The sequence below is a fragment of the Thioalkalicoccus limnaeus genome (genome assembly GCF_041197575.1).
Classification (GTDB): Bacteria; Pseudomonadota; Gammaproteobacteria; order Chromatiales; family Chromatiaceae; genus Thioalkalicoccus; species Thioalkalicoccus limnaeus.
On sequence record NZ_JBDKXB010000005.1, the window covers coordinates 64,962 to 88,347 of the forward strand.

General features: G+C 65.2%; 18 protein-coding genes. All 18 read right to left on the reverse strand.

Going from position 1 to position 23,386, the window contains the following annotated elements; translation table 11 throughout:
- Positions 1 to 11 precede the first annotated feature (11 nt).
- The 18 genes from pomA to ABC977_RS05955 all read right to left on the reverse strand — a co-directional run bounded on the left by pomA (position 12) and on the right by ABC977_RS05955 (position 23,290).
- Positions 12 to 791, reverse strand: coding sequence for a flagellar motor protein PomA (gene pomA / locus ABC977_RS05870; RefSeq protein ID WP_369666312.1), 780 nt, complete (start codon positions 789 to 791; stop codon positions 12 to 14).
- Positions 792 to 968: 177 nt separating this feature from the next.
- Positions 969 to 2,279, reverse strand: a complete 1,311-nt coding sequence (gene argA / locus ABC977_RS05875; RefSeq protein WP_369666313.1) for an amino-acid N-acetyltransferase — start codon at positions 2,277 to 2,279, stop codon at positions 969 to 971.
- Positions 2,280 to 2,338: 59 nt separating this feature from the next.
- Positions 2,339 to 3,685, reverse strand: coding sequence for a sigma-54-dependent transcriptional regulator (locus tag ABC977_RS05880; protein WP_369666314.1), 1,347 nt, complete (start codon positions 3,683 to 3,685; stop codon positions 2,339 to 2,341).
- Positions 3,686 to 3,743: 58 nt separating this feature from the next.
- Positions 3,744 to 5,357: a sensor histidine kinase gene (locus ABC977_RS05885; protein WP_369666315.1), complete on the reverse strand. Its 1,614-nt coding sequence runs from the start codon at positions 5,355 to 5,357 to the stop codon at positions 3,744 to 3,746.
- A gap of 58 nt (positions 5,358 to 5,415) precedes the next feature.
- Complete coding sequence (locus tag ABC977_RS05890) at positions 5,416 to 6,075, reverse strand: DUF7424 family protein (protein ID WP_369666316.1); 660 nt, start codon at positions 6,073 to 6,075, stop codon at positions 5,416 to 5,418.
- 77 nt (positions 6,076 to 6,152) lie between these two features.
- Entirely contained in the window at positions 6,153 to 6,887 is a 735-nt protein-coding gene (locus ABC977_RS05895; protein WP_369666317.1) for a TVP38/TMEM64 family protein, read from the reverse strand.
- Positions 6,884 to 7,687, reverse strand: coding sequence for a polysaccharide deacetylase family protein (locus ABC977_RS05900; RefSeq protein WP_369666318.1), 804 nt, complete (start codon positions 7,685 to 7,687; stop codon positions 6,884 to 6,886). Before ABC977_RS05900 ends, ABC977_RS05895 begins: the two co-directional genes overlap by 4 nt.
- A complete protein-coding gene (locus ABC977_RS05905) occupies positions 7,684 to 8,853 on the reverse strand; it encodes a glycosyltransferase (RefSeq protein ID WP_369666319.1) in 1,170 nt (389 codons plus the stop codon). The genes ABC977_RS05900 and ABC977_RS05905 overlap by 4 nt, the downstream gene beginning before the upstream one ends.
- 4 nt (positions 8,854 to 8,857) lie before the next feature.
- Positions 8,858 to 10,105 (reverse strand): sulfotransferase family protein, encoded by a 1,248-nt coding sequence (locus ABC977_RS05910; protein WP_369666320.1) that lies wholly within the window; start codon positions 10,103 to 10,105, stop codon positions 8,858 to 8,860.
- Positions 10,106 to 10,349: 244 nt separating this feature from the next.
- Positions 10,350 to 12,161 (reverse strand): B12-binding domain-containing radical SAM protein, encoded by a 1,812-nt coding sequence (locus tag ABC977_RS05915; RefSeq protein ID WP_369666321.1) that lies wholly within the window; start codon positions 12,159 to 12,161, stop codon positions 10,350 to 10,352.
- Between the two features lie 52 nt (positions 12,162 to 12,213).
- Positions 12,214 to 14,049: a B12-binding domain-containing radical SAM protein gene (locus tag ABC977_RS05920; RefSeq protein ID WP_369666322.1), complete on the reverse strand. Its 1,836-nt coding sequence runs from the start codon at positions 14,047 to 14,049 to the stop codon at positions 12,214 to 12,216.
- Positions 14,050 to 14,285: 236 nt separating this feature from the next.
- Entirely contained in the window at positions 14,286 to 14,630 is a 345-nt protein-coding gene (locus tag ABC977_RS05925; protein ID WP_369666323.1) for a TusE/DsrC/DsvC family sulfur relay protein, read from the reverse strand.
- A gap of 411 nt (positions 14,631 to 15,041) precedes the next feature.
- Entirely contained in the window at positions 15,042 to 17,216 is a 2,175-nt protein-coding gene (locus tag ABC977_RS05930) for a malate synthase G (RefSeq protein WP_369666453.1), read from the reverse strand.
- A 170-nt stretch (positions 17,217 to 17,386) separates the two neighbouring features.
- A complete protein-coding gene (locus tag ABC977_RS05935) occupies positions 17,387 to 18,280 on the reverse strand; it encodes an LOG family protein (protein WP_369666324.1) in 894 nt (297 codons plus the stop codon).
- A gap of 106 nt (positions 18,281 to 18,386) precedes the next feature.
- Complete coding sequence (locus ABC977_RS05940) at positions 18,387 to 20,990, reverse strand: fused MFS/spermidine synthase (protein ID WP_369666325.1); 2,604 nt, start codon at positions 20,988 to 20,990, stop codon at positions 18,387 to 18,389.
- A complete protein-coding gene (locus tag ABC977_RS05945; RefSeq protein WP_369666326.1) occupies positions 20,968 to 21,834 on the reverse strand; it encodes a metal ABC transporter permease in 867 nt (288 codons plus the stop codon). Before ABC977_RS05945 ends, ABC977_RS05940 begins: the two co-directional genes overlap by 23 nt.
- The gene (locus tag ABC977_RS05950) at positions 21,834 to 22,403 is read right to left on the reverse strand and encodes an ATP-binding cassette domain-containing protein (RefSeq protein WP_369666327.1); all 570 of its coding nucleotides are present in this window, start codon (positions 22,401 to 22,403) and stop codon (positions 21,834 to 21,836) included. The genes ABC977_RS05945 and ABC977_RS05950 overlap by 1 nt, the downstream gene beginning before the upstream one ends.
- Positions 22,400 to 23,290, reverse strand: coding sequence for a metal ABC transporter substrate-binding protein (locus tag ABC977_RS05955; RefSeq protein WP_369666328.1), 891 nt, complete (start codon positions 23,288 to 23,290; stop codon positions 22,400 to 22,402). The genes ABC977_RS05950 and ABC977_RS05955 overlap by 4 nt, the downstream gene beginning before the upstream one ends.
- Positions 23,291 to 23,386: the final 96 nt, after the last annotated feature.

Genomic DNA, 23,386 nt, shown 5'->3' on the forward strand with positions numbered 1-23,386 from the left:
CAACGGTCCGATCAGGCAACCTGTTCCTGCGCTACCTCCGGCGGTCGTTGACCCTTGTGACCGGGCAGGTAGCTGTTGAGCAACTCTTCCATGACCCGGGGATTCAGGCCAGTCTGGATCGCACGAACGCTTTCCAGTATCAGGGATCGGTGGCTGGCGTCTTCCCGGTTGCGGTGAGACAGCTTATCGGCGATCGGCAGCGCGATCGCCTGGGCAATGATGGCGCCGTAGAGGGTCGTGAGCAGCGCAACCGCCATCGCTGGGCCGATGGCCTTCGGGTCGTCCATGTTGGCCATCATCTGCACCAGTCCGATCAGGGTACCGATCATCCCCATCGCCGGGGCGACATCGCCGATAGCCCGAAAGATCTGGATACCCTCTTCGTTGCGTTCAATGGTGAGATCGATGTCCTTGGACAGCATCCGTTCGACCAGTTCGGCGTCATGTCCATCGACGACGAGCTGCACGCCCTTGCGCAAGAAGGCATTGCTCACCTCGATCTGTTCGAGTCCGAGCAGTCCTTCCTTGCGTGCGATGGTGGCGAGTTCGACGCTCTTGGCGATCAGTTCCGAGGGTCGCTCGGGTTTGTGCACGAAGGCCTTCATGGCCACCCCGAACGCGCCGAGGGTATGTGCTAGCGGAAACCTCATCAGGGTGATGGCCATGGTTCCCGCGACCACCAGGACCAGGCTGGGAGGGTTGAAGAAGGTGACGGCACTGCCCCCGATCAAGATCGATACAGCGATGGCGAGCAGCACCCCGAGAAGCCCAAGAAGTGTCGCGAGATCCATACCTTACTTACTCCGCGCAGGATTAATACTCCCGGATCAGGATCTGGTGTTACCGGGCCTCATGAGGACCTCGGTGACCTTGTGTCCCATCCTGGTATCGGCAGGGAGCGGAGAGACTTTAGGACGGAGCTTCGGGGCAACTCGATACATGAGCGGTCCCAGACTGCTCTTGCCCGATCACAGGGGTTTGACGTAAACCTGGGAGTTGCGCTGGAAGTTGTACAGTGCGCGCTTTTCCATCGGCAGCGCGGCGAGGCTGCCCGGTTGAAACCCACGTTCGCGAAACCAATGGGCGGTCTGCGTCGTCAAGACGAACAGCTGATCGATGCCATCCTGGCGGGCCTGCCACTCGATGCGTGCAAGAAGCTTATCGCCGCGTCCGTCCTGCCGATAGTCTTCATGAACCGCGAGACACGCCAGTTCGGCCATCCGATCAGCTGGATAGGGATAGAGGGCCGCGCAGCCGACGATCATTCCGTCGCGCTCCAGCACCAGGAATCGGCCGACCTCGATCTCCAGCCGTTCGCGTGATCGGCGCACGAGGACGCCACGGTCTTCGAGGGGGCGCAGCAGGTCGAGGATGCCGCCGACGTCATCGATCCGCGCCGGACGCAGGTCCTCGAAGGGTTCGGCCGAGATCAGGGTGCCGCAGCCGTCTCGCGTGAAGAGCTCGCGGAGCAGGGCCCCGTCATGGCGACGGCTCAAGATGTGCGCGCGCCGGATCCCGCGTCGGCAGGCCTCGGCGCTCGCGTTCAGGGCCTGCGTCAGATCCTCCGGAAAGGGCTGTTCGCGTTGGAGCAGCGCTTCGACCTCGGCCGGCAGCAGGCTCGAAACCAATCGGTCCGGGCGATCGGTGACGGCCGTCTCCTCGATCAGGAAGATCAGCTTGTCGGCTCCAAGTGCGATCGCGACGGAGCGAGCGACATCGGCCGCGCTCAGGTTGAAGACCTCGCCGGTCGGCGAATAGCCGATCGGCGGCAACAGGACGATCGCCCCGGCCTCGAGTCGTTCGCGCAGCGCCTGGCGGTCGATTCGGCGCACGGTGCCGGTGTGCCGGTAATCGACGCCGTCGAGCACCCCGAGCGGCCGCGCCGTGACGAAATTTCCCGATGCCACCGGGATGCGCACGCCCTGCATCGGCGAACTGGCGAGCCCCAACGACAGCAGCGCCTCGATTTCGATGCGGGCGACGCCGGCGGCCTCCTTGACGCAGGCCAGGGCCTCGTCATCGGTGATGCGCAAGCCATTGACGTAGCGCAACGCGAGCCGCTGCCGCGCAAGGCGTTGCTCGATCTGCGGGCGTGCGCCGTGTACTAATACCAGGCGGATGCCGAGGCCGTGCAGCAGAGCGATGTCGTGGACGAGATCGGGAAAACTCGGATCGGCGACGGCCTCGCCGCCGAACGCGATCACGAAGGTGCGGCCGCGGTGCGCGTGGACATAGGGGGTCGCCTGGCGGAACCAGTCGATATAAGGGTCCTGCTTCATCTCGTCAGGGTCGCGCGGCGCGCCGGGGGCCATGGCGTCGGGTTTGGTCCGGGGGTGGCTCAATCCAGGCCCAGCTTGCTCAGCCGATAGCGCAGCGAACGCAGCGTCATGCCGAGCTTTTTCGCCGCCGCGGTGCGGTTCCAGCGGGTCTCTTCGAGCGCTTGAAGGATTGCCTTCTTCTCGATCTCATCGAGGTAATTCTCGAGTGGCACGTCGGTCTGGGCCGGGCTGCCGGCGATCGTCGTCGAGCTCGACCCCTGTGGCAGATAGAGTTCGTCGACACCGATCTCGTCGCTCTCGCACAGCGCGGCGGCGCGCTCTAAGATGTTCTCGAGTTCGCGGACGTTGCCCGGGAAGCGATAGGAGGTCAGTCTTTCGAGCCCGGCGCTGCTGAGTCGCATTGGGCCACGTCCCGTTTGCCGCGAGATGCGTTCGAGGATATGGGCAGCCAACACCGGGATATCCTCGGGCCGTTCGCGCAACGCCGGCATCCGCAACTCGATGACGTTGATGCGGTAAAAGAGATCCTGGCGGAAGCGCCCTTGTTCGACCTCGGTGTTCAGGTCTCGGTGGCTCGCGCTGATGATCCGCGCATCGACCGGGACTTCCTGTTGCGAACCGACCGCCCGAACGGATTTCTCCTGGATCGCACGCAACAGTTTGACCTGGGCCGGGAGCGGCAGGTCGGCGACCTCGTCGAGGAACAGGGTGCCGCGCTCGGCGGCTTGGAAGAGACCCGGCTTGTCGCCGACGGCCCCAGTGAAGCTGCCCTTCTTGTGCCCGAACAACTCGCTCTCGACCAGATCCTCCGGGATGGCGCCGCAGTTGACCGGCACGAAGGGTGCGGCCTGTCGCGGCCCTTCGCCATGGATCAGTCGGGCCGCGACCTCCTTGCCGGTGCCGCTTTCGCCGGTGATGAAGACCGGGGCCTGGTTCCGCGCAATCTTGGTGATCAGTCGCCGGATCTCGCGCATCGGTCGCGATTGGCCGAGCAGTTCCTGTGCCGAGCCGGTCTTTTCGGGCGGCGTCAGGTCGCTTTCGCGCAAGCGCAAGGCCGACTCGACGAGGCGCCGCAACAGTTGCAGATTGACCGGTTTGGCGACGAAATCGAACGCGCCGGCCTTCATGGCGGCCACCGCGGAGCTCATGTTTCCGTGGGCCGTGATCATGGCCACGGGTGTTTCCGGATAACGGGCATTGATGTATGCGACCAGCTCGATGCCGCTTCCATCCGGCAATTGCATGTCGGTCAGACACAGGTCGAAGGCCTGATCTGAGAGGAGACGCTTTGCCTCGGCGATATCGGCGGCTGTCCGCGCCGTCAAGTCCATGCGGGCCAGCGTGATCTTGATCAGGTCGAGTATGTCCGGTTCGTCGTCGACGACGAGGGCATGGGCTTTCGTCATGCGATCTTCATCCTTCTCTGGAAATCGGGTTCGCGGAGAGACCATCCGTCATTCTGATTCAGATCGGAATGTTTATACGGAAACAGCTTCCTCGGGGTTTTCGGGCAATATACTCCAGCAGGATGCCATTGGTCTCGGCGAGTTCGCGGGCGATATAGAGCCCCAGACCGGTGCCGCTTGCGCTGGTGGTATAGAAGGGGCTGAAAATCTCCTGTGCCTTGTCCTCGGGGATGCCGGGACCCTCGTCGAGGACCTCGATCAGGATCGCTCCTCGGCCATGGCGCAATCGAACCTCGACCTCGGCCGGCTGGTTGTGTCCCGGTGAACCATGCTTGATCGCATTCTCGCAGAGGTTGATCAGGATCTGACTGAGGTGGCGGGGATCCACGGATACGACCGATTCTGGTCTCTCCTCGTCGATCGCGAGCGATGGCTGGATCGCACCATGACTGGTCGCGAAATCATCGCACAGCTCGCGCAGCCAGGTCGTCAAGCGAATCTGTTCGGGCTCGGGTTGACGGCGCCGCGAGAGCTGCAACACGCTCTGGATGATCTCCTCGATCCGCGCCCCATTGCGGCGGATGATATCGAGAAGGTGGCGGTCGTCGTCGCCGAGATCCGGCGATTCAGCCAGCAGCTGCGCCGCATGGGAGATCGAGCTCAGGGGGTTACGGATATTATGGGCGATACTGGCCGTCAAGGTTCCCAATGACGCGAGCTTGATCTGTTGGGCCTGCTTCGTCAGTTCCTGCTGGTCTTCGAGGAAGATCAGTACGCCGCTGGCACGGTATTCGCCCAGCCATTGCAGGGATGGGCGCAATTCACGGTTGCCGATCTCGATCGTGGCGGGTCGTCGGCGCGCTTCCTCCCGGGAGGCCGCGACGGAGGCATCAAGCCAGCGGGATAGGTCCGGCGACAGGGTCGCCAATCGGCTGCCCGGGCTGATACCGCTGCGACCGAGCAAGCGCGAGGCGGCGACATTGACCAGCCGGATATGGCGTTCACCGTCGACGACCAGAATCCCTGTCGCCATGCTCTGGATGATGAACTCGTTGAGTTTCGACAGGTCGGCGATATCGACCTTGCGGCGGGCGGCGAGCCACTCGGCGGCACGCACTCGCCGATAAAGGATCTGCGCCAGCAAGGCCACCGTGAAGAAGGTGATACCGAGCAAACCGGCCTGGGTGAAGCCTGGATCGGTTTCCTGCAGATAGAGCTGCGCGAATGTCGGCTGGCCGATCACGGCCAGCGCGGCCAGCGATGCGAAAAACAGGGACTGGCGTCCCTCCATCAACAGTGCCCCGCTGGCCACCGCGATCGCCAGCAATAGCCCCAGCCCGCTGGTGACCCCTCCGGCCGCGTGCATCAGCAGCGTGAAGACGATGATGTCGACGAAGACGCTGAGCTGGACCTGTCGTTCGGGACCGGGCCACTGGATCAGCAGAGCGGCGGCCCCGGCGAGCAGCAGCACGAGATACCCGGACAGGGCGGCCCAGATCAAGGCCGCGTCGCCTTGCGCGCCGCCCAGCGAGAAGGTCAAGATCAAACCGGCGGCGATCAGTCCGCGCAAGGCCAACAGCCGGCGGAGCGCGGACCAGTTCGGAAAGGGGAGAGGTTCGGGCGTATCCCAGAGCGGATCCTGATCGATCGAGGGGCGGTTGGGTGCCGGCATTGGCCTGCCTTAGGTCACGGGCATCGAGCGGATGGATTGGTCCGGTCGGGCCTCCTGATCAACGCATCAGGATGATCGACGTGCGCTTGTCCAGTGCGTTATCGATCGTGACATCGGATAACCGGAGCCGGATCGATCCGTTTTGTCGAAGCGTGATGTCGCCGAAGATGTGCGGTTCCTCGTCGACGTAGACCGAGAAGACCTGCAGCGGGATCGCATTCCCGTGATCATTGAGGATTCGGATCCGTGCCTCGATCGGGTGGTACCGCGCCCGCAAGCCTTCGCCGAATACCCGATCGATTCGAGCGCGCAGCGTATCGGGTACCGCGAGCATCAGCAGCGCGTCCTCGCTGGAGACCAGATTGATGTGCTGGTCGGACGCGAGCTTGCCATCACGATCCTTATCCAGCGCAATGGGAATCCGGAATTGGGCCGAATGGCTTCCATCCCGCGGGACGCATGTCTGGTACTCGGCGTCCGGCCATACCTCGGAGATCATTCTCTGGCGCTCCGCCAGGGAGCCGGGCGACGCGGCCGCGTCATCGCCAGTCTGGCAATCGGTGACCTGGGTGCGCAGATCGGCTTCGAGCATCCGGGTTTGACCGAAGAGGAGATCCATGACGGTGACCTCGACCTCGACACTGGTCTTGCAACCGGCCAGAAACGGGGTCGCCAGCAATAGCCAGATGCCGAAGGTGTACTGCATGCCTTTGTTCATGATCTGTCGATGCCTCGTGGGTCAATTGAATCGGGATGCCGTGGGTTGCCGGGTCGGTCGTCGTTCAGCCATCGGGGTCAGTCACCGGCGGCCTCACCGAGCGCGCGCGTGACGAGCCACCCGATCGCAAACAGGACCGCCACGGCGGCGAGCCCCGATACGAACCACCACCAAGGGTCGTGTTCGGCCGTCAGGCCCTCGACCGACCAGGCCCCCAGCGCGGAATAGAGCCACAGGGTCGGCGCACGCCCCAGACCGATCGCCGCCAGGGCATGGCGTGCCTCGATCCCAGCCGAGCGGTACAGCCAGTTCAGGATCCCATTCGGTGACATCGGGTGCAATTGGGTCAGGAAGACCAGCCAGCCACCGCGGCGCGCGACGGCGGCCAAGATTCTTTCAGCGCCGGGGTGTAGACGCACGAATCGAGCGCGCAATGGACCGGTGAACCAGCGGCTCGCGACCCAAACGGTACCGGCCGCCAGGACATAGCCGATCCAGATGCCGAAGAACCCGGCCCACAGGCCGAAGGTCGCACCCGACGCGACGACGACCAAGAGTGTCGGCAACGCGGCGACAGACAACAGATAGAAGAGGCCGATGATCAGCACCGGCGCCCAGATGCCCAGTTGGTCGGCCTGTGTGCGCAGTGCGGCGATCCAGTCACCGAGTGGCAGGTGCGGGGCCGAGAGGAGGGCCAGGCCCAGCACTGCCGCGATGACCAGGACACCGATCCGATCGGATGAGAAACGCCGGGGCCGGTCATTGGCCTGGATGAGCCGCTCCTGGGTCGCTGGGTGGTGGCGGCCCTTCATGGTTTGGAAAGTCCCGTCGGGCCCTTCCCGGGCCAGCCCGACGGAGGCTCGGCGGCGAGCGGTTGGTCCTGGCGCCGCGCGGTCCGGATCTGGGCCGGTGGCAGTTCGGGAACCCGTCGCGCCGGCCCGTAGCGGTCGACATCGCGCCACAGGTCGTTCGCCAGCCGAAGATCCAGATCGAATGGGTGGATGGCCAGGCGAATCGGTCGATCGCCGGCCAGGAACCGGATCAGTCCGTTCGTCAAGCGCAGGGTCCGCGCGCGCGCCGCGTTGTCGGCCTCGTAGCCGAGCAGCGGCAGCCGGTCGAAGCGATCCACGGCGGCATCGTAGACGCCGGTCAGCAGCTCGTAGTAGCGGAACGGCAGGTTCGCGAGCCTGGCGCGGGGAATCCGTCCCATGGCCCAGGCTGGGGGGACGTAGAGTTGCGGTGGTTGGAGCCCGGTGTCGGCGAACCAGGCGAAACAACGTGTGATCAGGTCCGCGATCTCGTCCTCGTTCAATGCGAGGTGCTCGGCGACCCGGCGCGAGATCAGCCGGCTGTGCAGCCAATGCGCCGGGCCGGCGATCCGGTCGACCCGATGCCGCCAGCCATGCCCGGCCAGAACGTGACCGATACCTTCCCAGGCGCGCAGGGTGCGGATCTGCGTCCGCGACCAGGCCAGGCCGGGCACGACCAGCAAGGTGATCGGGCCACTGCCGCGACGATCCAGGGCCATGAGGATCTGTTCGACGCGCCCCATCGTCTCGGGCATCAGATCGTGCACCGAGATCAGCCGCTGCCCCGATTCCTGCATCGTCATGCGACCCCCTCGCTCCGCCCCTGGTTCAGGACCCGCAGCCAGTGGGTCAGGTTACGATCGTTCATGTCGCGCGCCGCCTCGCGCGCGACCTGCGCCTTGCGGTCCCGGATCGCCGGGTCCAGGCCGTCGATACGGCGCAAGGCCTCCGTCAGGTCTTCTTCATCGCGCATCGAGAAGAGCCCCCGGCTCAGCGGTTCCCACCTCGCGATGCCGCAGTGCCGGGAGATCACGACCAATCGGCCGCGGGCCATGGCCTCGAGCGCGATCGTGCCGAAGGATTCGACCTTCGATGGCAAGACCAGGCAGTCGACGTCATCGATCAGGGCCATGACCTGCGACCGTTTGACCCAGCCGATGTAGCAGAGATTCGGCAATCTCTGCGCCTCGTCCTCGATCCAGCCGCGCAAGGGTCCATCACCGGCGATCTGAAACTCCAACTGGGGCAGCGCGCGGGCGGCTTCGATCACCGTGTGCAGGTTCTTCTCGGGTGCTAGCCGGCCGGCGAACAGGATCTTCGACAGGCGTGACCGCAGCGGCAACGGGTCGGCCTCGAGAAAGCGCCGCGGGATCGATGTGCCCATCACATCCAGGTTGGCGGCCCCCATCGAACGGGCGACAGCGACCATCTCATCGGTGTTGGCCAGGACTAGATGGCAGCGGCTCAACAGGATGCGGTTGGAAACGACGAGACAGGCCTCGGCGGCCTTCGCCGAGATTCGCAGTCCGGAAAAGAGCTCGGTCAGTCGCTCGAAATGGGTGTGGAAGCCAGCGATGACCTTGATTCCCCGACGACGGGCCAGGTGCATGCCGATCAGACCAAAGGGGCCCGGGGTTGGGATGATGACGGCATGGGGTCGCAAGCGCTCCAGACGCCGGGCCACGAGCGAGACGGGGGGCCAGATGATCTTCTGCGTCGGATCGCCCGGCATCGGGAAACGCATGCCGCCGCGCCATTTGCCGGCGCGCAGGCGCGGCGCTACCGTCGTCACCTGGACGCCAACGGCACGCAGGTGCTCGGCCAGGTCGCGGTAATAGGCGCCGACGCCGTTGCGTTCGGGGACCGCGTCCGACACGATCGCGACCCGGAGCCCCTGCGCGACCTCGGTCAAGGCCGCGGGCTCGGGTCGTGGCGAGTGTTTCCATTCCGTCGTCGAAAGGTTCAGCATGGGTTCAAGCGTTCCCCCGGTTCGAATACTCCGGCCTGTGCGTCACGTCCATGCCTTCTGCCGCTTCTCGTGCGAGCCCCGGTGGTGTCCCCGGTCTCGCGAGTGCGCGATCGAAGCGCTGGTACAGGGGGTCGAAACGCTCCCGAATCTGTGCTGATGTGAGACCGACCTGCCCGGCATCGTAGCGGTGACGGCTGCGGTAACCTTTCGCGTCGCGTTGTGCCTGCGCCAAATGGTACCGAAAGACCGGACCCGAGGTCAGGCCGAGGCGCTCGTAAACCTGGTCGACGGTGTGGATCAGATCAGGCCCGAGGGCGCGCATCTCGATCCACGCGCGTCGCTCCGGCGGGAGCGAAGCAAGGGCCTGGTGCAGGTTCTCGTAATAGAACGCCAGTTGTGCGAGCAACCGGTCCTGGAAATCGGGAAGGACCCGCTCCACGTCGAACAGGTCGAGTCCGGCGCGCAGCGAGCTGAGCTGCGATGGCAGCGTCTCGGCCGGCGCCCTCAGGCAGACGATGAAACGGGCATCCGGGAAACGCTCGACCAGGCTTCCGGCCAGCGGCGCAAAGGCCGCATTCTTCGACAGCAAGCGTTTGTCCTGGCCGTGCACGTACAGGTGCCGCTTGAGATTGGACTCGTAAAAATCCAGCAGGCGTTGGCGATCCGCCGCCGGCATATCCCGGTCGAAGGTGCCCATGCGCCAGATCCACGCCAGATGGGGGAAGGCCAGGACGAGAATGAAGCACGCCAGCACCGGCGTCAGCGAGAAATAGTCTTCCTCCGGGTCCTGCAGCCGCATCGGATGCACCCCGTCGAGATGGCCGAACACCAGGTTTTCGATCCGGTTCAGCAAGCGCGCGGCCGGGGAGCCGACGAATCGGTCGACGCGGGCCAGGGCCAACCAGATCCGCCGCTCGGTGACCGATAGCGCGAACAGGCACTCCCAGGTCGAGAAGGTCGTGAACTGCGGGTCCTTGGCCAACACGCGATGCAGGTGTGTCGTGCCGCTTCGCGGGACGCCGAGGATAAACAGCGGCTCGCGGATCTCGACGCGGCGATAACCGCGGAACAACAACTCGTCAAGAAGGAAGCCGAGCCAGTGGATGCCCTGCATCACCAGGAACAGCGGCAGAAAGCCGGCAAGAACGAGCACATGGCGCCACGAGAAACGTCCGCCATGGCGAGCCGGTCGCAGCGATGCGACCAGGGACCGAAGGATGCGAAAGCTGGTTGCGACGAAGAGTGAAGGCATGAAGCGATCCAGGTCGCGGTGCACGGTGGGGTGCTCATGATCCCTGCATTCGAAGGAAATCGCTTCGCAAACGCCTAGCCGAGCGGCACGCAAGGCGTTCGGCGGCAGATGGGAACCATATCGACGATCACGGCCGGCAAGGTTACACCGCCCGTTTCGTGCCCGCAACCCGAGCCACCCACACCCAGGGGCGAAGGTTCTGCTGAATGGGCCGGTTCCTGATCCGACAGCGCAGCAATGGCGGTCAGGCGGCGGTTCGCCGGTGGCTGCGCCGGATGTCGGCCTGCGCTGCGGCCCGGGCGGCGGCCTTGGCCACGGCCTCCTTGCCGCCGCGCGTCGTCTGGTAGAGGCCGAGATCCTCGTAGTCGGTCTCGTCTGCCGGCGTGATCGCCGCGTCCCGGTATTCGAGCCGCTTGGGATCGGCGGCGATCGCCTCCTCGATCGCGCGCAGGCGGCGCACGACGCGCCAGAAGGTGAAGATGTCGCGGACCTCGCGGTACAGGTAACGCGGATAGAAGATCAGCGGGTTCTCGCGCGGGAGACCAGGCCGGCGCTGGGTGCGCGCCGGCAGCCGCAGCAACCCGCCCTCGACCGGGTGGATGCCGAGGTTCACCGGGAAGTGGTGATACCAGCCGACGTACATGCGCGTCTTGCGGATATCCCCGCCGAGTGCATGAGTCCGCTCGAGGATGGTCGTCATGTGGTCCCACGAGTAGTAGCTGCGCCACATGTGCAGGTACGCCTCGTCCCAGTCCTCGTCCGACATCACCGGATGGTGGGTGACGCGGTAGTTGGTGTTGTAGCGGTTGAAGTCCGGATCCAGCCATTCGCCGGAGGTGTACAGGCGGGCATGATCGGCCGAACCCGGCAGGGGCGTCAGCTGGGTGAAGTAGATGTGGTCGACCGGCAGCTCGCGCTTGATGATCTCGACGTCGCGTATCAGCGATTCTTTCGTGTCGAATGGGAAGCCGACGATGTAGCCGGCCGAGATCGCGACCGGATACTTCTTCCACTCCAGCAGCATCTCGCGGTAGTCGGTGATCCGGTTCTGGGCCTTTCCGGCGGCCTTGAGGTTGTCCGGATTGATGTTCTCCAAGCCGACGAAGACGATCTTGGTCCCCGCCTCGACGGCCTTGGGGATGAAATTCGGCACCTGGTGGCAGCGGGTATCGACCTGGATCGAGAGCTCGAGCCGAATGCCCATCCGCTGCTGGAGCTCGATCAGCCCGTCGAGGAGTTCCGGCCAGTTCTTGTTGCGCGCTAGGTTGTCGTCGGTGACGAAGAACTGGCGGATGCCCTGGTCGTTGTTCTCGCGGATGATCTTTTCCAGGTCCTCCTTGGTGCGAAAGCGGCTTTTTCGGCCGTGGACGTTGATGATGGTGCAGAAGGTGCACTGGTAAGGGCAGCCGCGGCCGACGTCGAAGCTCGAGATCCAGCCGATCGTGCGCCGGAGGTCTTCCTCGGCGAGGATCGGGATCGGCGCCCCGGCGATCTCCGGCAGGTTTTCCAGGTAGTTGTACATCGGCCGGAGGCACCCGGCGTAGGCGTCCTGGAGCACTTGGTCGAGTCGCCCCTCCTCGGCCTCGCCGAGGAAGAAGGCGATGCCCTGTTCGATGGCCTGCTGCATGTCGGGTGTCGGCTCCTTCAGTGTGGCCATGATCCCGGAGACATGGAAGCCGCCGATGCAAACGGGTACGCCGGCCGCGACGAACGGCTGGGCCAGGTCGAGCGAGCGCGGAAACTGGTTCGACTGCACGCCGACCATCGCGATCAGCCCCTTGCCGCCGTCGCGTTGGATCATCCGGATCAGCTTGGGCGCCTTGACGATGTAGTTGGTTTCGTCGATCGCGGTGAGACGGATCTCGACGTTCGGCCCCAGGACCTGCCGGTCGCGGCAGTCGCGGCCGAGCCCGTTCAAGGTTGCCAGCGAGTTGGCCGGCATGCACGAGCGCCACCACTGGAGCGGATAGCCTTCCTCGTCGTAACGCGCCGGCACGATCATGATGAGATGGAAGATCTCGCGGCCTGAATCGCTGGTCGTCGGTTTGCGCATCATGGTCGTTGCCGAATCTGGTATGGGATGATGGGCCGGTGCGGCCGGCCCCGCTTCAGGCGACGCGCCGGCGCGGCGCGGCAGCCTTGCGCTCGGCGGCCTTGGCGACCGCCTCGCGGCCGCCGCGGGTGTCCTGGTAGAGCGCCAAGTCGTCGAAGTCCTGCTCGCTCGGTGGCGTGATCGCCTCGTCGCGATAGGCGAAGCGCTCCGGGTCGGCGGCGATACGCGCATCGATCCTGCGCATGCGCCGCACGATCCGCCAGAAGGTCAGCATGTCGCGCGCCTCGCGGAAGAAGTACTTCGGATAGAAGACGAGCGGGTGTTCGCGCGGCAGCGTGGGCCGGCGGTCGAGGCGCGAGCGCAGCTGGACCAGCCCGCCCTCGAGCGGATGGAGCCCCAGATTGATCGGGAAATGGTGGTACCAGCCGAGGTAATTGCGGGTCTTGCGGATATCGCCGCGCAGGGCATGGGCGCGCTTGAGCATGCGGGTCATGTGGTCCCACGAGTAGTAGCGGCGCCACATCTCGCGATAGGCGTCGTCCCACTCCTCGTCGGTCATCCGCGGGTGGTGGATGACCCGGAAGTTCGTGTTGTAACGCGTGAGGTCGGGGTCCATCCATTCGCCGGACTGATAGATGCGCGCGTGATCGGCCGAGCCCGGCAGCGGGGTCAGCATCGTGAAGAAGATATGATCGATCGCGAGCTCGCGTTTGATGATCTCGACATCGCGCATCAGCGATTCCTTCGTGTCGAAGGGCAGGCCGACGATGTAACCGGCGCAGATGGTGACCGGGTGCCTCTTCCAGGCGAGCAGCATCTCGCGGTAGTCGGTGATGCGATTCTGTGCCTTGCCGGTCGTTTCCAGGTTGTCCGGGTTGATGTTCTCCAAGCCGATGAAGACGGTGTTGACGCCGGCGGCGGCGGCCTTGTCGATGAAGCCTGGGATCTGGTGGCAGCGGGTGTCGACCTGGACCGAGAGTTCCAGTTTGATACCCTGCTCCTCGCGCAGCCGGATCAGGGTGTCGAACAGGGCCGACCAGTTCTGGTTGCGGGCCAGGTTGTCATCGGTGACGAAGAACTGGCGGATCCCTTGGGCGTCGTTCTCCAGCACGATCCGCTCGAGGTCCGCAGTGGTGCGAAAGCGACTCTTGCGCCCGTGGACATTGATGATGGTGCAGAAGGAGCACTTGTACGGGCAGCCGCGGCCGACGTCGAAGCTGGAGATCCAGCCCATCGTGCGCTTGATATCCTCCTCGTCGAGGATCGGGATCGGCGCCCCGGCGATCGTCGGCAGTTGTCCGAGGTAATCGTAAACCGGCTTCAGGCGGTTCTCGTAGGCATCGCGCAGGATCTCGTCGAGCCGGCCCTCCTCGGCCTCGCCGAGGAACAGGCTGATGCCTTGATCCATCGCCGCCTGGATCTCCGGGGTGGTCTCGGGAAGCATCGCGAAGCAACCGGAGACGTGGAAGCCGCCGAGGCAGACCGGCAGGCCCGCCGCGAGGAAGGGTTGGGCCAGATCGACGGCGCGCGGAAACTGATTGGATTGCACCCCGACCAGCGCGATCAGACACCGGCCGCCATCGCGCTGGACCATCTCGATGATCTGCTTGGGCCGCACGAGGCGGTTGGCCTCGTCGATCGCCGTCAGCCGGATCTCGACATCCTGTCCCAGGACGTGGCGGTCCCGGCAGTCACGGCCCAGCCCGTTCAGCGCGGCCAGCGAGTTCGACGGCAGCACCGAACGCCACCAGACCAACGGGTAGCCGTCCTCGTCGTATTTGGTCGGCGTGATCAAGACCAGGTGAAAGACCTCGGGAGGTCTCTGCCCTGTCGGCGGTTTGTCCATGGCTGGATTGACGATCGCGGTCATCGAATGGTAGCGATTGGCCATGTCGCCGGAGGGTACACCGCCGGCCGGACACCCGCAAGCCGACCCGGTCACTCGCCTGGACCCTCGGCCTCGGCAAGCGCCGAATCACTGCGGCAAGTCGGATGGGCAGTGCACCGCTGCAGGGTCTCATGACGCTGCCGGCTGCCCGCATCGACATGCCGGCCTTGAAGTGGTTTCCGCACGCTGATACCTCGTCACCCGGGTTGTGCCCGGGTGACGAGGTGCTTCAATGCCTCTCAGCAGGAGTGAGAGAAGAAACTGGGCAGGCCGGCGAGTCGGCAAGCCTGTTTGCAGCCGCCGTTCGGGAACAGTGCTTTCAGGTCGCGTTGCAGTCCGGGACTGCCGTAGCGGTTGATCTGGCTGCCGATCTCGCGGAGCAACAAGCGCGCTGGCGGCGCGAAGCCATGGATCTGGAAGTACTCGCGCAGGAAGGTGATCACCGTCCAATGGGCCTTGGTCAGCGTCAGGCCCTCGTCGGCGGCGAGCGCGGTCGCGATGTCTTGGTCCCAGGCATCGAAATCGGTGAGAAAACCACCGGGGTTGAACAACAGGTCACGGCCGGCGATCTGTATGGCAGGCATGGTCGTTGGCTCCTCCACCTGACAGGTGGTTAAGGACAGGCTGGTATCGAAAGAGGTTCTTCCCGGAACCGGAGAGTCCCTGTTATGGGGGCCTCGAGAAATTGCCATCCGGGCAATTTTTCAAGGCGCGAAGCGAAAATACGATTTCCGCTTCGATTCATTTTCAGTCGCTTAGGCGACTGAAAATGGCGGGGCATCCTTGCCCCGCGCGGGCATCTTGAATTTTTCAAGGTGCCCTTATGTCGTCGACCGATGCGGCCGGAGTCACGAGCGGATCCTGTCGGACACCGGCCCTCGGCCTGCCAAGTATGGATCATGACGAGCGGTTTTGCTGAGGCGCCTGATCAGGGCGAAGAGCGGCTCGCTTGGTGGCGGCGGCCGCTCTGCCGTGCATCCGCTGACCGATCTGCCCTATCCGAGGGTTGCCTTGCACTGCCGGCGCCGCGCGTGCAGCGTGGGCTCGGTGTAGCCGTTGGGTGCCGCGCGTCCGTTGAAGATCAGGTCACTGGCGGCCTGGAAGGCGACACCGTCGAATGCCGGCGCGAGCGGGCGGTACAGCGGATCGGCGGCATTCTGTTCATCGACGACACGGGCCATCCGCTGGAGGCTCTCGATGACCTGTTCCCGGGTGACGATCCCGTGGTGGAGCCAGTTGGCGAGGTGTTGGCTCGAGATCCTGAGCGTGGCGCGGTCCTCCATCAGGCCGACGTCGGTGATATCGGGCACCTTCGAGCAGCCGACGCCCTGATCGATCCAACGCACCACGTACCCGAGGATGCCCTGGCAATTGTTGTCAACCTCCTGCTGGATGGTCTCCGGCGACCAGTCGGCATGCGGGTCGATCGGAATCTCCAGCAGTGTCTCGAGCGCCGCGCGCCGCCCGCCAGCGGCGAGCTCGGCCTGGCGTGCGGCGACGTCGACCTGGTGGTAGTGCATCGCGTGCAGCGTCGCCGCGGTCGGCGAGGGCACCCAGGCGCAACTGGCTCCGGACAGCGGGTGGGCCTGTTTGGTCGCGATCATCGCGGCCATCGCGTCGGGCATCGTCCACATGCCCTTGCCGATCTGGGCGTGGCCGGGCAGCCCGCATGCGAGTCCCAGATCCATGTTCCAGTCCTCGTAGGCGAGCAGCCAGGGCGCGGACTTCATGTCGGCCTTGCGCAGCACGGCGCCGGCCTCCATCACCGAATGGATCTCGTCGCCGGTGCGATCGAGGAATCCGGTGTTGATGAAGATCACGCGCTCGCGCGCCGCGCGGATGCATGCCTTGAGGTTCAGGGTCGTACGCCGCTCTTCGTCCATGATCCCGATCTTGATCGTGTTGCGGGCCAGTCCCAACGCGTCCTCGATGCGGCCGAACAGCTCGACGGTGAAGGCCACCTCGTCAGGCCCGTGCATCTTGGGCTTGACGATGTAGAGGCTGCCGGCCTTGGAATTGCGGTGACGGCCGAGCCCTTTCAGGTCATGGAGTGCGGCGAACGCGGTCATCATGCCATCGAGCATTCCTTCGGGGATCTCGTCGCCGTCATCGGTCAGGACCACGTCGGTCGTCATCAGGTGACCGACATTGCGCACGAGCATCAGCGAGCGGCCCGGCCGCGTCAGCTCGGTTCCGTCGGGAACGAGGTAGCGCCGATCGGGTGCCAGCGCCCGTTCGACCTTGCGCCCGCCTTTGTCGAAGGCGACCGTCAGGTCGCCCTTCATCAGACCAAGCCAGTGCCGATAGACACCGACCTTGTCGGCGGTGTCGACGGCTGCGACCGAGTCTTCGCAGTCCTGAATCGTCGTCACCGCCGACTCGAGCACCACATCCTTGACGCCGGACGGACTCGTCCGGCCGATGAGGTGGCCGCGGTCGATCTGGATCTCGATATGCAGCCCGTGATGGACGAGCAGCAGCGCCGTGGGTGCCTCGGCCGTACCCTGATAACCGAGGAACTGCGCTGGCGTGGCCAGCGAGGTATCGGAATTGTCCGGGAGCCCCACGACCAGTGCCCCGTCTTCGATCCGATAGGAGATAGCCTGCGAGTGCGAGCCGCGGGTCAAGGGTACGGCCTGATCGAGGAACCGGTTGGCATAAGCGACGACGGCGGCACCACGGGCCGGGTTGTATTGCGCGCCGCGTTCGCGGCCGTCGTCGTCGGGGATCGCGTCGGTGCCGTAGAGGGCATCGTAGAGGCTGCCCCAGCGCGCGTTCGCGGCGTTCAGCGCATAGCGCGCGTTGCTGACCGGCACCACCAGCTGCGGCCCGGCCACTGTCGCGATCTCGGGGTCGACGTTCGCCGTCGACACGCTGAAGTCGTCGCCTTCTGGAACCAGATAGCCGATCTCCGTCAGGAAGGCGCGGTACTCGCTCACATCGAGCGGTTGGCCCTCGCGGGCCCGGTGCCAGGTGTCGAGTTCGGCCTGGAGTCGGTCGCGGATCGCCAACAGTTCCCGGTTTCGCGGTGCGAGATCTCGAACGATTCGGCCGAGCTCGGCGAAGAAGTGCTCGGCGCTGATTCCGGTCCCGGGGGCGATCTCGTCGGTGACGAGGTCGTACAAGGGCTTGGCGACACGCAGGCCGCCGACGGTCATCCGATCGATCATGGGTCGTTTCTCCTGCGCATTTTCGGCCTGGGTATCAAGGGTTGCAAAAGTCATCGGAGATGGCTCGCTGCGACAGGCTGCAAGGATGTCCGTATCAGCTCGACGGCGGGATCCCTCCCGCCGACGGTCGCCGCGACCCGCCTCCGATGACTTTCGGGACGATCGATATCTTACGTCAAGTGGTAGAAGCGCTGGATCCGCTGCCAGGCGTCGTCCGCCGTCTCGACGAACTCGACGAGCGCGGCGTCGTCGGGATCGATCGTGCCCTCGTCGATCAATGCCTCGAAGTCGATGATGCGCCGCCAATAGGACTCACCGAATAGCAGCACGGGCACCGGCTTCACCTTGCGTGTCTGGATCAGGGTCAGGGTCTCGAACAGTTCGTCGAGCGTTCCATAACCGCCGGGAAAGGCGACGAGCGCGCGGGCGCGCATCAGAAAATGCATCTTGCGCGCCGCGAAGTAATGGAACTGGAAACTCAGTTCCGGCGTCACGTAGAGGTTCGGTCGCTCCTCCTTCGGCAGCACGATGCTGAGACCGATGCTCTTGCCGCCGACATCGTCGGCGCCGCGGTTCGCGGCCTCCATGATCCCCGGTCCGCCGCCGGTCACGACGACGAAATGGCGATGACCGTTGGCTTGTGAGACGCGCGTGATGATCTGGGCGAGACGCCGGGCTTCCTCGTAGTAGGCGGCCTTTTCGATGAGCCGGCGAGCGACCGCGACCCGTCGCGCGAGGGCCGTATCCCCCGGGCTCGACTGGGCCGCCTCTGCGGCCATGGCTAGCCGTTCGGCGGCAACCGCCGGATCCGGGATCCGCGTGCTGCCGAAGATCACGACGGTCGACTCGATGCCCTCGTCCTGCTGGATCAGTTCGGCCTTCATCAATTCCAGTTGCAGTCGGACCGGGCGCAGCTCCTGGCGCATCAAAAAATCCGTATCCGTATAGGCGAGACGATGAGCCGGTGCCCGGGTCTGCGGGGTGGTCGCGGGCAGATGAGCCGCGGTGCCGGCGTCGTCGCGGGCACTCGGAAAGACGCTGGTAAGGCGATCGTGGTCAGCCATCGTGGTCCTCGATGATCGGTTTGGCGCGCGCAACGGGCGCGGGCTCGCCACGATTATATTGGGGCGATTTGGTGATCATGCAGACGATTCGATGACCCCGTGTCCCTCAGAAGTCTTCTCGCCATGTGGACCCAGGATCCTGGTTGTTGGATTCGCGCGGGGCGGCGGCGAACGGGGTCAATGCCAGGAAGGCATCGAGATGGCGCTGGGCCAGATCGGTGCGCCCCTGGCGCCCGAGTACACGATAATGGTAATAGTGTCGCCCAGCCCGGACGAATCCCTGCCCGGTTTCGTCGACCCGGGTCAGATAGGGATCGTCGGCGGGCGGAACCTGTTCCGCCAGGGTTTCGTAAAAGAGCCCGAGCTCGGCGCCGACCATCCACCGCACCTCGCCGGTATGGACCTCGCGTTGCGAGCGCGGGGCGCCGTATTCGATGACCGGACGATTGCGCGTGTTCAGAGGAAAGTCATCGAACAGGCCGCTGGCGGACGCATTGCCGGCGTAAAAGCGCAGTGAGATGGCCTTCAGGAGTTCCTCCGGTAGCGTCGGATTCCCAGCTAGGGCTCGGCCATGCTGGACCAGCACGTCCGGATCGAGATGGACGTCCTCGTCCGAGCCGATCAGCGCGATGATCGAGCCGTTCGGGAACAGGTCGCCGCGCCAGACCACGACCTGTGGAAAGGTCTCGATCATGGTCCGTGCGATGCTACCCAGTTCCTTCGCGGTGAGTTGGTAAAGCGGCAGCCATTGCACGAAGAGCCCGCCGTCGGCGAGCCGTTGGCGGGCGATGTCGTAATGCTCGCGCGTGTACAGGTTGCCGGTTCCGGCCTTCCAGGGTGTGAACAGATCGCTGATGATCAGGTCGTAGTCGACTTGCGCATGGCGCAGGCAGTGATGAGCATCCTGGGCACGGACTCGGACTCTGGGGTCCTCGAACAGCGCCCCGTTCCAGGGTGCGAAATGGCGTTCCGCCAAGTCGACGACCTCCGGCAGGATCTCGCAGATGTCGACACGTTCGACGGGAAAACGCAACGCCGTCCCGGCCGTGATCCCCGTGCCCAGGCCGAGATAGAAGATCCGTCGCGGATCCGGATGCGTCATCATCGGGATCAGTGTCCGATTGCGCTCGGACTCCAGCGACATGGTGCCGCCGAGGGTGTAGTAGTTGTTGACCCGGATCACCCGATGCTCGCCGCGTTGCACGACGGTCACCGTCGCGTGGCTCCCTTCACGCAGGTCCAAGAGTCGCTCACCGGCCACGGTGTCGAGTCGGGCCGCGGTCAAACCGCCGGGCCGTACCAGGAGCAACGCGACGGCGGCTGTCGCCAGCGGTGCCGCGTAACCGATCCGTTGTGCCCAAGGACGGGGTTCCCGGATCAGCAGCCCGGCGGCCAGCGCCGGATAGACGGCCGCGAGCGCAAGCAAGGCGCCACTCACACCGAGCAATGGCAGCAGCACGAAGCCAGCCACCAGCGAACCCATGATGGCCCCGGCCGTGTTCATCGCGACGAGACGGCCGAGCGCCTCGCCGGGCTCGGGCCGAGTGGCCTCGATGATTCGCAACAGGTAAGGCAAAACGGCGCCGAGCAGGATGCCCGGCAGGACCATGATGACCAGCGCGAGACGACCGACTGCGGCCAGGTAATCCAGCCAGGCGGCGCCGGCGCCGACGTAGCCGAGGCCGTCGGTCGCGATATGGAAGGCCCATGGCGAGGCCGCGATCACGCCGGCGGCCAGCAGCAACAGGCCGACCAGCAGGGTCCGTGGTTCGATGACCTTGATTCGGGCGAGCGCGTTGGCGGCCAGAGAGCCGAGGGTCAGCGCCAGCAGGAACGAGGTCAGGACGATCGAGTAGGTGTACACCGAGTTCTGTAGGACCTGTGCGAATAGGCGAGTCCAGAGCACCTCGACGCCGAGGGTCGCAAAACCGGATGCCAGCGCGATGCCGTCGACCAGTCGCGGTGGCAAGAGTACCGTGGCCTTTGTGCGGGCGGGGGGCGGCGGCGAGGCCTGTTCCTCGTTTTCGGTCAACGGCCTGGGCGGGCGGACGTGACGCGCCAGCGCCAAGGCCGCGGCACCGACCGCCAGATCGAGCCCGATGGCGAGTAGGTAGGCACCGTGGAAGCCCAGCGCGATCGGCAACACGAAGCCGGCCGCGAGGGCGCCGGTTGCCGAGCCGAAGGTGTTCAGCGCGTACAGGGCCGTACCGGTCGTCGCCAGCCGTCCGCTCGCACGCACCATGAACTGCCCCATCATCGGCAGGGTCCCGCCCATCAGGAAGGCCGATGGAAAGAGGACCAGGGTCGCGACCAGGATACGCAGTGTCAGGTCGGCCCACGGAAGGTCGCCGACCACCGCGTAAAGGCCGGGATACAGCGCGTGGTACAGATCGGTCAGCAGAAAGTGTCCAAGGGCGGTCGCGGCGACGGCGATCTCGAGCAGGCCGAAGGTGGCGAGCGCCGAGCGGACCCGCGGCGCTTGTCGTCCCCAGAACCAGCCGCCGGCGGCGAGTCCGGCGAAGAAGATCGCGATCGCGAGCGCTGCGGCCTGAGCCGTGTTGCCGAACAGCAATCCGAGTTCGCGCACCCAGAGGACCTGGTAAACCAGGGCGGCGAAGCCGGATACGACGAAGAGGCCGGCGGCGATCCAGCGGCCAGCTCCGGCCGTCCCGGCGACTGGTGCCGAGTCAGGGCGTTTCGGGATAACCATCGGCGGGGGCGGTCAGCGGCGAGCGCGTGAGGCGCTGATCCAAGGTTCGCGCGGCCGGCGCGCGACGCGAGGACACGAGCCGCAATAGGCTGAGCAGGGTCAGCGTCAATACCATCACCGGGCCGAAGGGTTGATCCAGTGCGATGGCCGCGACGAAGGCGATCAGATACGCCACGATGGCGATCGTGGCGGTCAGCAGCAAGACCAAGAACCAACCACGCGCCAGGCCCCAGGCGATCCAGGCTGGCACGAAGACCAGCGCGAACGCGGCCATGACGCCGTAGGTGGTCGTGGCGACCGCCACGGCGGCGACGACCAGTAGGTCGAAGAACAGATGGTGGCGCCAGCCCGGTATATCGTTCGCGGAATAGTGATCGGGGAAGAACCGCGACATCAATAGGCGTCGAGACAGCCAAGGCATGGCCAGGACAGCGACACCCAGGATCAGCCCAGCCGCCCACAGATGACCAATGCCGGTGAAATAGAGTTGGCCGTCCATCAGGGATTTTCCAATCATCTCGCCATGTGCGCTGAAGGCCGATGCCACGAGCGCAAGGCTCCAGCCGACGAGGATGAAGATCACGAAATGGTCGTTTCCGGCACGCTCGAGCAATCCTTTGAGGGTTGCTGCCAAGCCTGCGGCCACGAGGGCCCCGAGCATGACCGGCGCATGGATCAGGACCGCCAGTACGCCGCCGGCCGCTGCGACCTGCGCATAGGCCAGTGCCGCCAGCCATTCGTCGCGCAGTCGCAGGTAGACGCCGATCACGGCGGCGACCGGTGCCAGCAAAAGCCCGGTCACGAAGGGGAGATGAAACAAGGGGTCGAAGAGCAATTCAAACATCAGGACGAGACCGATAAGACGCGGGAACAGACGGCCTCGATGAACGAAGCCTCGTGGCTGACGACGAGCAGCGTGCGACCGTTCAGCTCTTCACGAATGAGCCGGACCAGGGTGTCCATGGTCGCGGGATCCAGGTTGTTCGTGGGTTCGTCGAGCAGGATGAGGTCCGACGGACTGCCCATGCAGGCCCACACTTGGACGATCTGAAACTGTCCACCGCTGAGCCGATCCATGCGGCCCTTGAGTAGGCGCGCCACATCCTCCGGCGCCTTTCGCTTCGAGGCGCCGGTCAGGCGCACCAGGTCCCGGCCGGTCAACGGGAATTCTCGTGGTCGCACCGGCTGCTGGCGATGGTGGGCCAGGCGGATGTCCGGGAGCTTGTCGATCTGTCCCGAGAAGACCCGCGCCACGCCGGTGATGGCCTTCAGAAGCGTGGACTTCCCGGAGCCATTGCTGCCGAGTAAGCCGAGCACCTCGCCGCGATGCAGATCGAACGACACTGGGCCGACGACGGGCCGTCCATAGCCCGCGACGACCTGGTCGCATTGGAGTAGCCGTTCCGCCTTCATTGGCTCAGGGTGCCGGCCATCGCGCTGACCCACTGGTCGATCAGGTTCAGATAATCGTCGGCGTTGGCCCCCAGCGGCGGATCCAATGGTAGCGCGTACAAGGGCCACCCGAGTTGATCGGCGACGAAGCGGGCGCCGCGTTCCTCGTGGTGGATAGCACGGATCACGACACCCTGCCGGCCCTCGAGGTCGCGCACCAGATCGCGCAGATGGCGGGCCGTCGGCGGGATGCCCGGCAATGGCTCGACGAAGCCGAGGATCGGGACGTTCAGGCGAAAGGCCAGGTAATCGGCATCTTCATGATAGAAGACGACGCCCGGTGCCCCTTGCACGCGTGCCTCCCAGGCCGGCATCCGTGATTCGACCTGGCGCACGAAGGACTCGGCGTTGGCGCGGAAGCGATCGGCGTTCGCCGGGTCGAGGCGCGCCAGCCGTTCGGCGAGCGCGCGGCCGGCCTGAGCCATGCGGATCGGATCCATGTTCACGTGAGGATTGCCGGAGGGGTGGACATCGCCGAGCGCTCGGTCTGCCGGTCCGCCGACGCCGATCAGTTCCACGTGGGCCGCGGCCTCGAAATAGCCCGGCTGACCGGGGTTGAGGCTCGGGTTGGCGGCCCCTTGCAAGGCCGCCGGCAGCCAGCCGATCTCGAGCTCGGCGCCGACGGCGACGACGAGATCGGCGCCGCGCAACGCGGCCATGTGGCTGGGGCGGGCCGACAGATAGTGCGCGTCACGGTCTGGTGGGGCCAGGACCCGGACGGATACGGCATCGCCGCCGACCGTGTTCGACAGCATGCCCATCGCGGAGGTGGTGGCCACGATACTGACCGTGGCCTGGGCTGCGCCCACGATCAAAAACAATAGTAGACCTGATAACCATTTGATCATCTTCACGTGCTCCCTCGGATTGAACAGCGGTCCGCGGGCTCCGTCGAAGATGCGTACCGCGCGGACCAGATAGGCATGAAAGGGGTGGGGCGGACG

Excerpts from the sequence above, each read along its gene's own strand:
- ABC977_RS05910 (WP_369666320.1), bottom strand. The coding sequence starts at position 10,105 with ATGCCTTCACTCTTCGTCGCAACCAGCTTTCGCATCCTTCGGTCCCTG.
- ABC977_RS05915 (WP_369666321.1), bottom strand. The coding sequence starts at position 12,161 with ATGATGCGCAAACCGACGACCAGCGATTCAGGCCGCGAGATCTTCCAT.
- pomA (WP_369666312.1), bottom strand. The coding sequence starts at position 791 with ATGGATCTCGCGACACTTCTTGGGCTTCTCGGGGTGCTGCTCGCCATC.
- ABC977_RS05935 (WP_369666324.1), bottom strand. The coding sequence starts at position 18,280 with ATGGCTGACCACGATCGCCTTACCAGCGTCTTTCCGAGTGCCCGCGAC.
- ABC977_RS05885 (WP_369666315.1), bottom strand. The coding sequence starts at position 5,357 with ATGCCGGCACCCAACCGCCCCTCGATCGATCAGGATCCGCTCTGGGAT.
- ABC977_RS05950 (WP_369666327.1), bottom strand. The coding sequence starts at position 22,403 with ATGAAGGCGGAACGGCTACTCCAATGCGACCAGGTCGTCGCGGGCTAT.
- ABC977_RS05925 (WP_369666323.1), bottom strand. The coding sequence starts at position 14,630 with ATGCCTGCCATACAGATCGCCGGCCGTGACCTGTTGTTCAACCCCGGT.
- ABC977_RS05945 (WP_369666326.1), bottom strand. The coding sequence starts at position 21,834 with ATGTTTGAATTGCTCTTCGACCCCTTGTTTCATCTCCCCTTCGTGACC.
- ABC977_RS05890 (WP_369666316.1), bottom strand. The coding sequence starts at position 6,075 with ATGAACAAAGGCATGCAGTACACCTTCGGCATCTGGCTATTGCTGGCG.
- ABC977_RS05905 (WP_369666319.1), bottom strand. The coding sequence starts at position 8,853 with ATGCTGAACCTTTCGACGACGGAATGGAAACACTCGCCACGACCCGAG.
- ABC977_RS05880 (WP_369666314.1), bottom strand. The coding sequence starts at position 3,685 with ATGACGAAAGCCCATGCCCTCGTCGTCGACGACGAACCGGACATACTC.
- ABC977_RS05930 (WP_369666453.1), bottom strand. The coding sequence starts at position 17,216 with ATGATCGATCGGATGACCGTCGGCGGCCTGCGTGTCGCCAAGCCCTTG.
- ABC977_RS05940 (WP_369666325.1), bottom strand. The coding sequence starts at position 20,990 with ATGGTTATCCCGAAACGCCCTGACTCGGCACCAGTCGCCGGGACGGCC.
- ABC977_RS05920 (WP_369666322.1), bottom strand. The coding sequence starts at position 14,049 with ATGGCCAATCGCTACCATTCGATGACCGCGATCGTCAATCCAGCCATG.
- ABC977_RS05900 (WP_369666318.1), bottom strand. The coding sequence starts at position 7,687 with ATGACGATGCAGGAATCGGGGCAGCGGCTGATCTCGGTGCACGATCTG.
- ABC977_RS05895 (WP_369666317.1), bottom strand. The coding sequence starts at position 6,887 with ATGAAGGGCCGCCACCACCCAGCGACCCAGGAGCGGCTCATCCAGGCC.
- argA (WP_369666313.1), bottom strand. The coding sequence starts at position 2,279 with ATGAAGCAGGACCCTTATATCGACTGGTTCCGCCAGGCGACCCCCTAT.
- ABC977_RS05955 (WP_369666328.1), bottom strand. The coding sequence starts at position 23,290 with ATGATCAAATGGTTATCAGGTCTACTATTGTTTTTGATCGTGGGCGCA.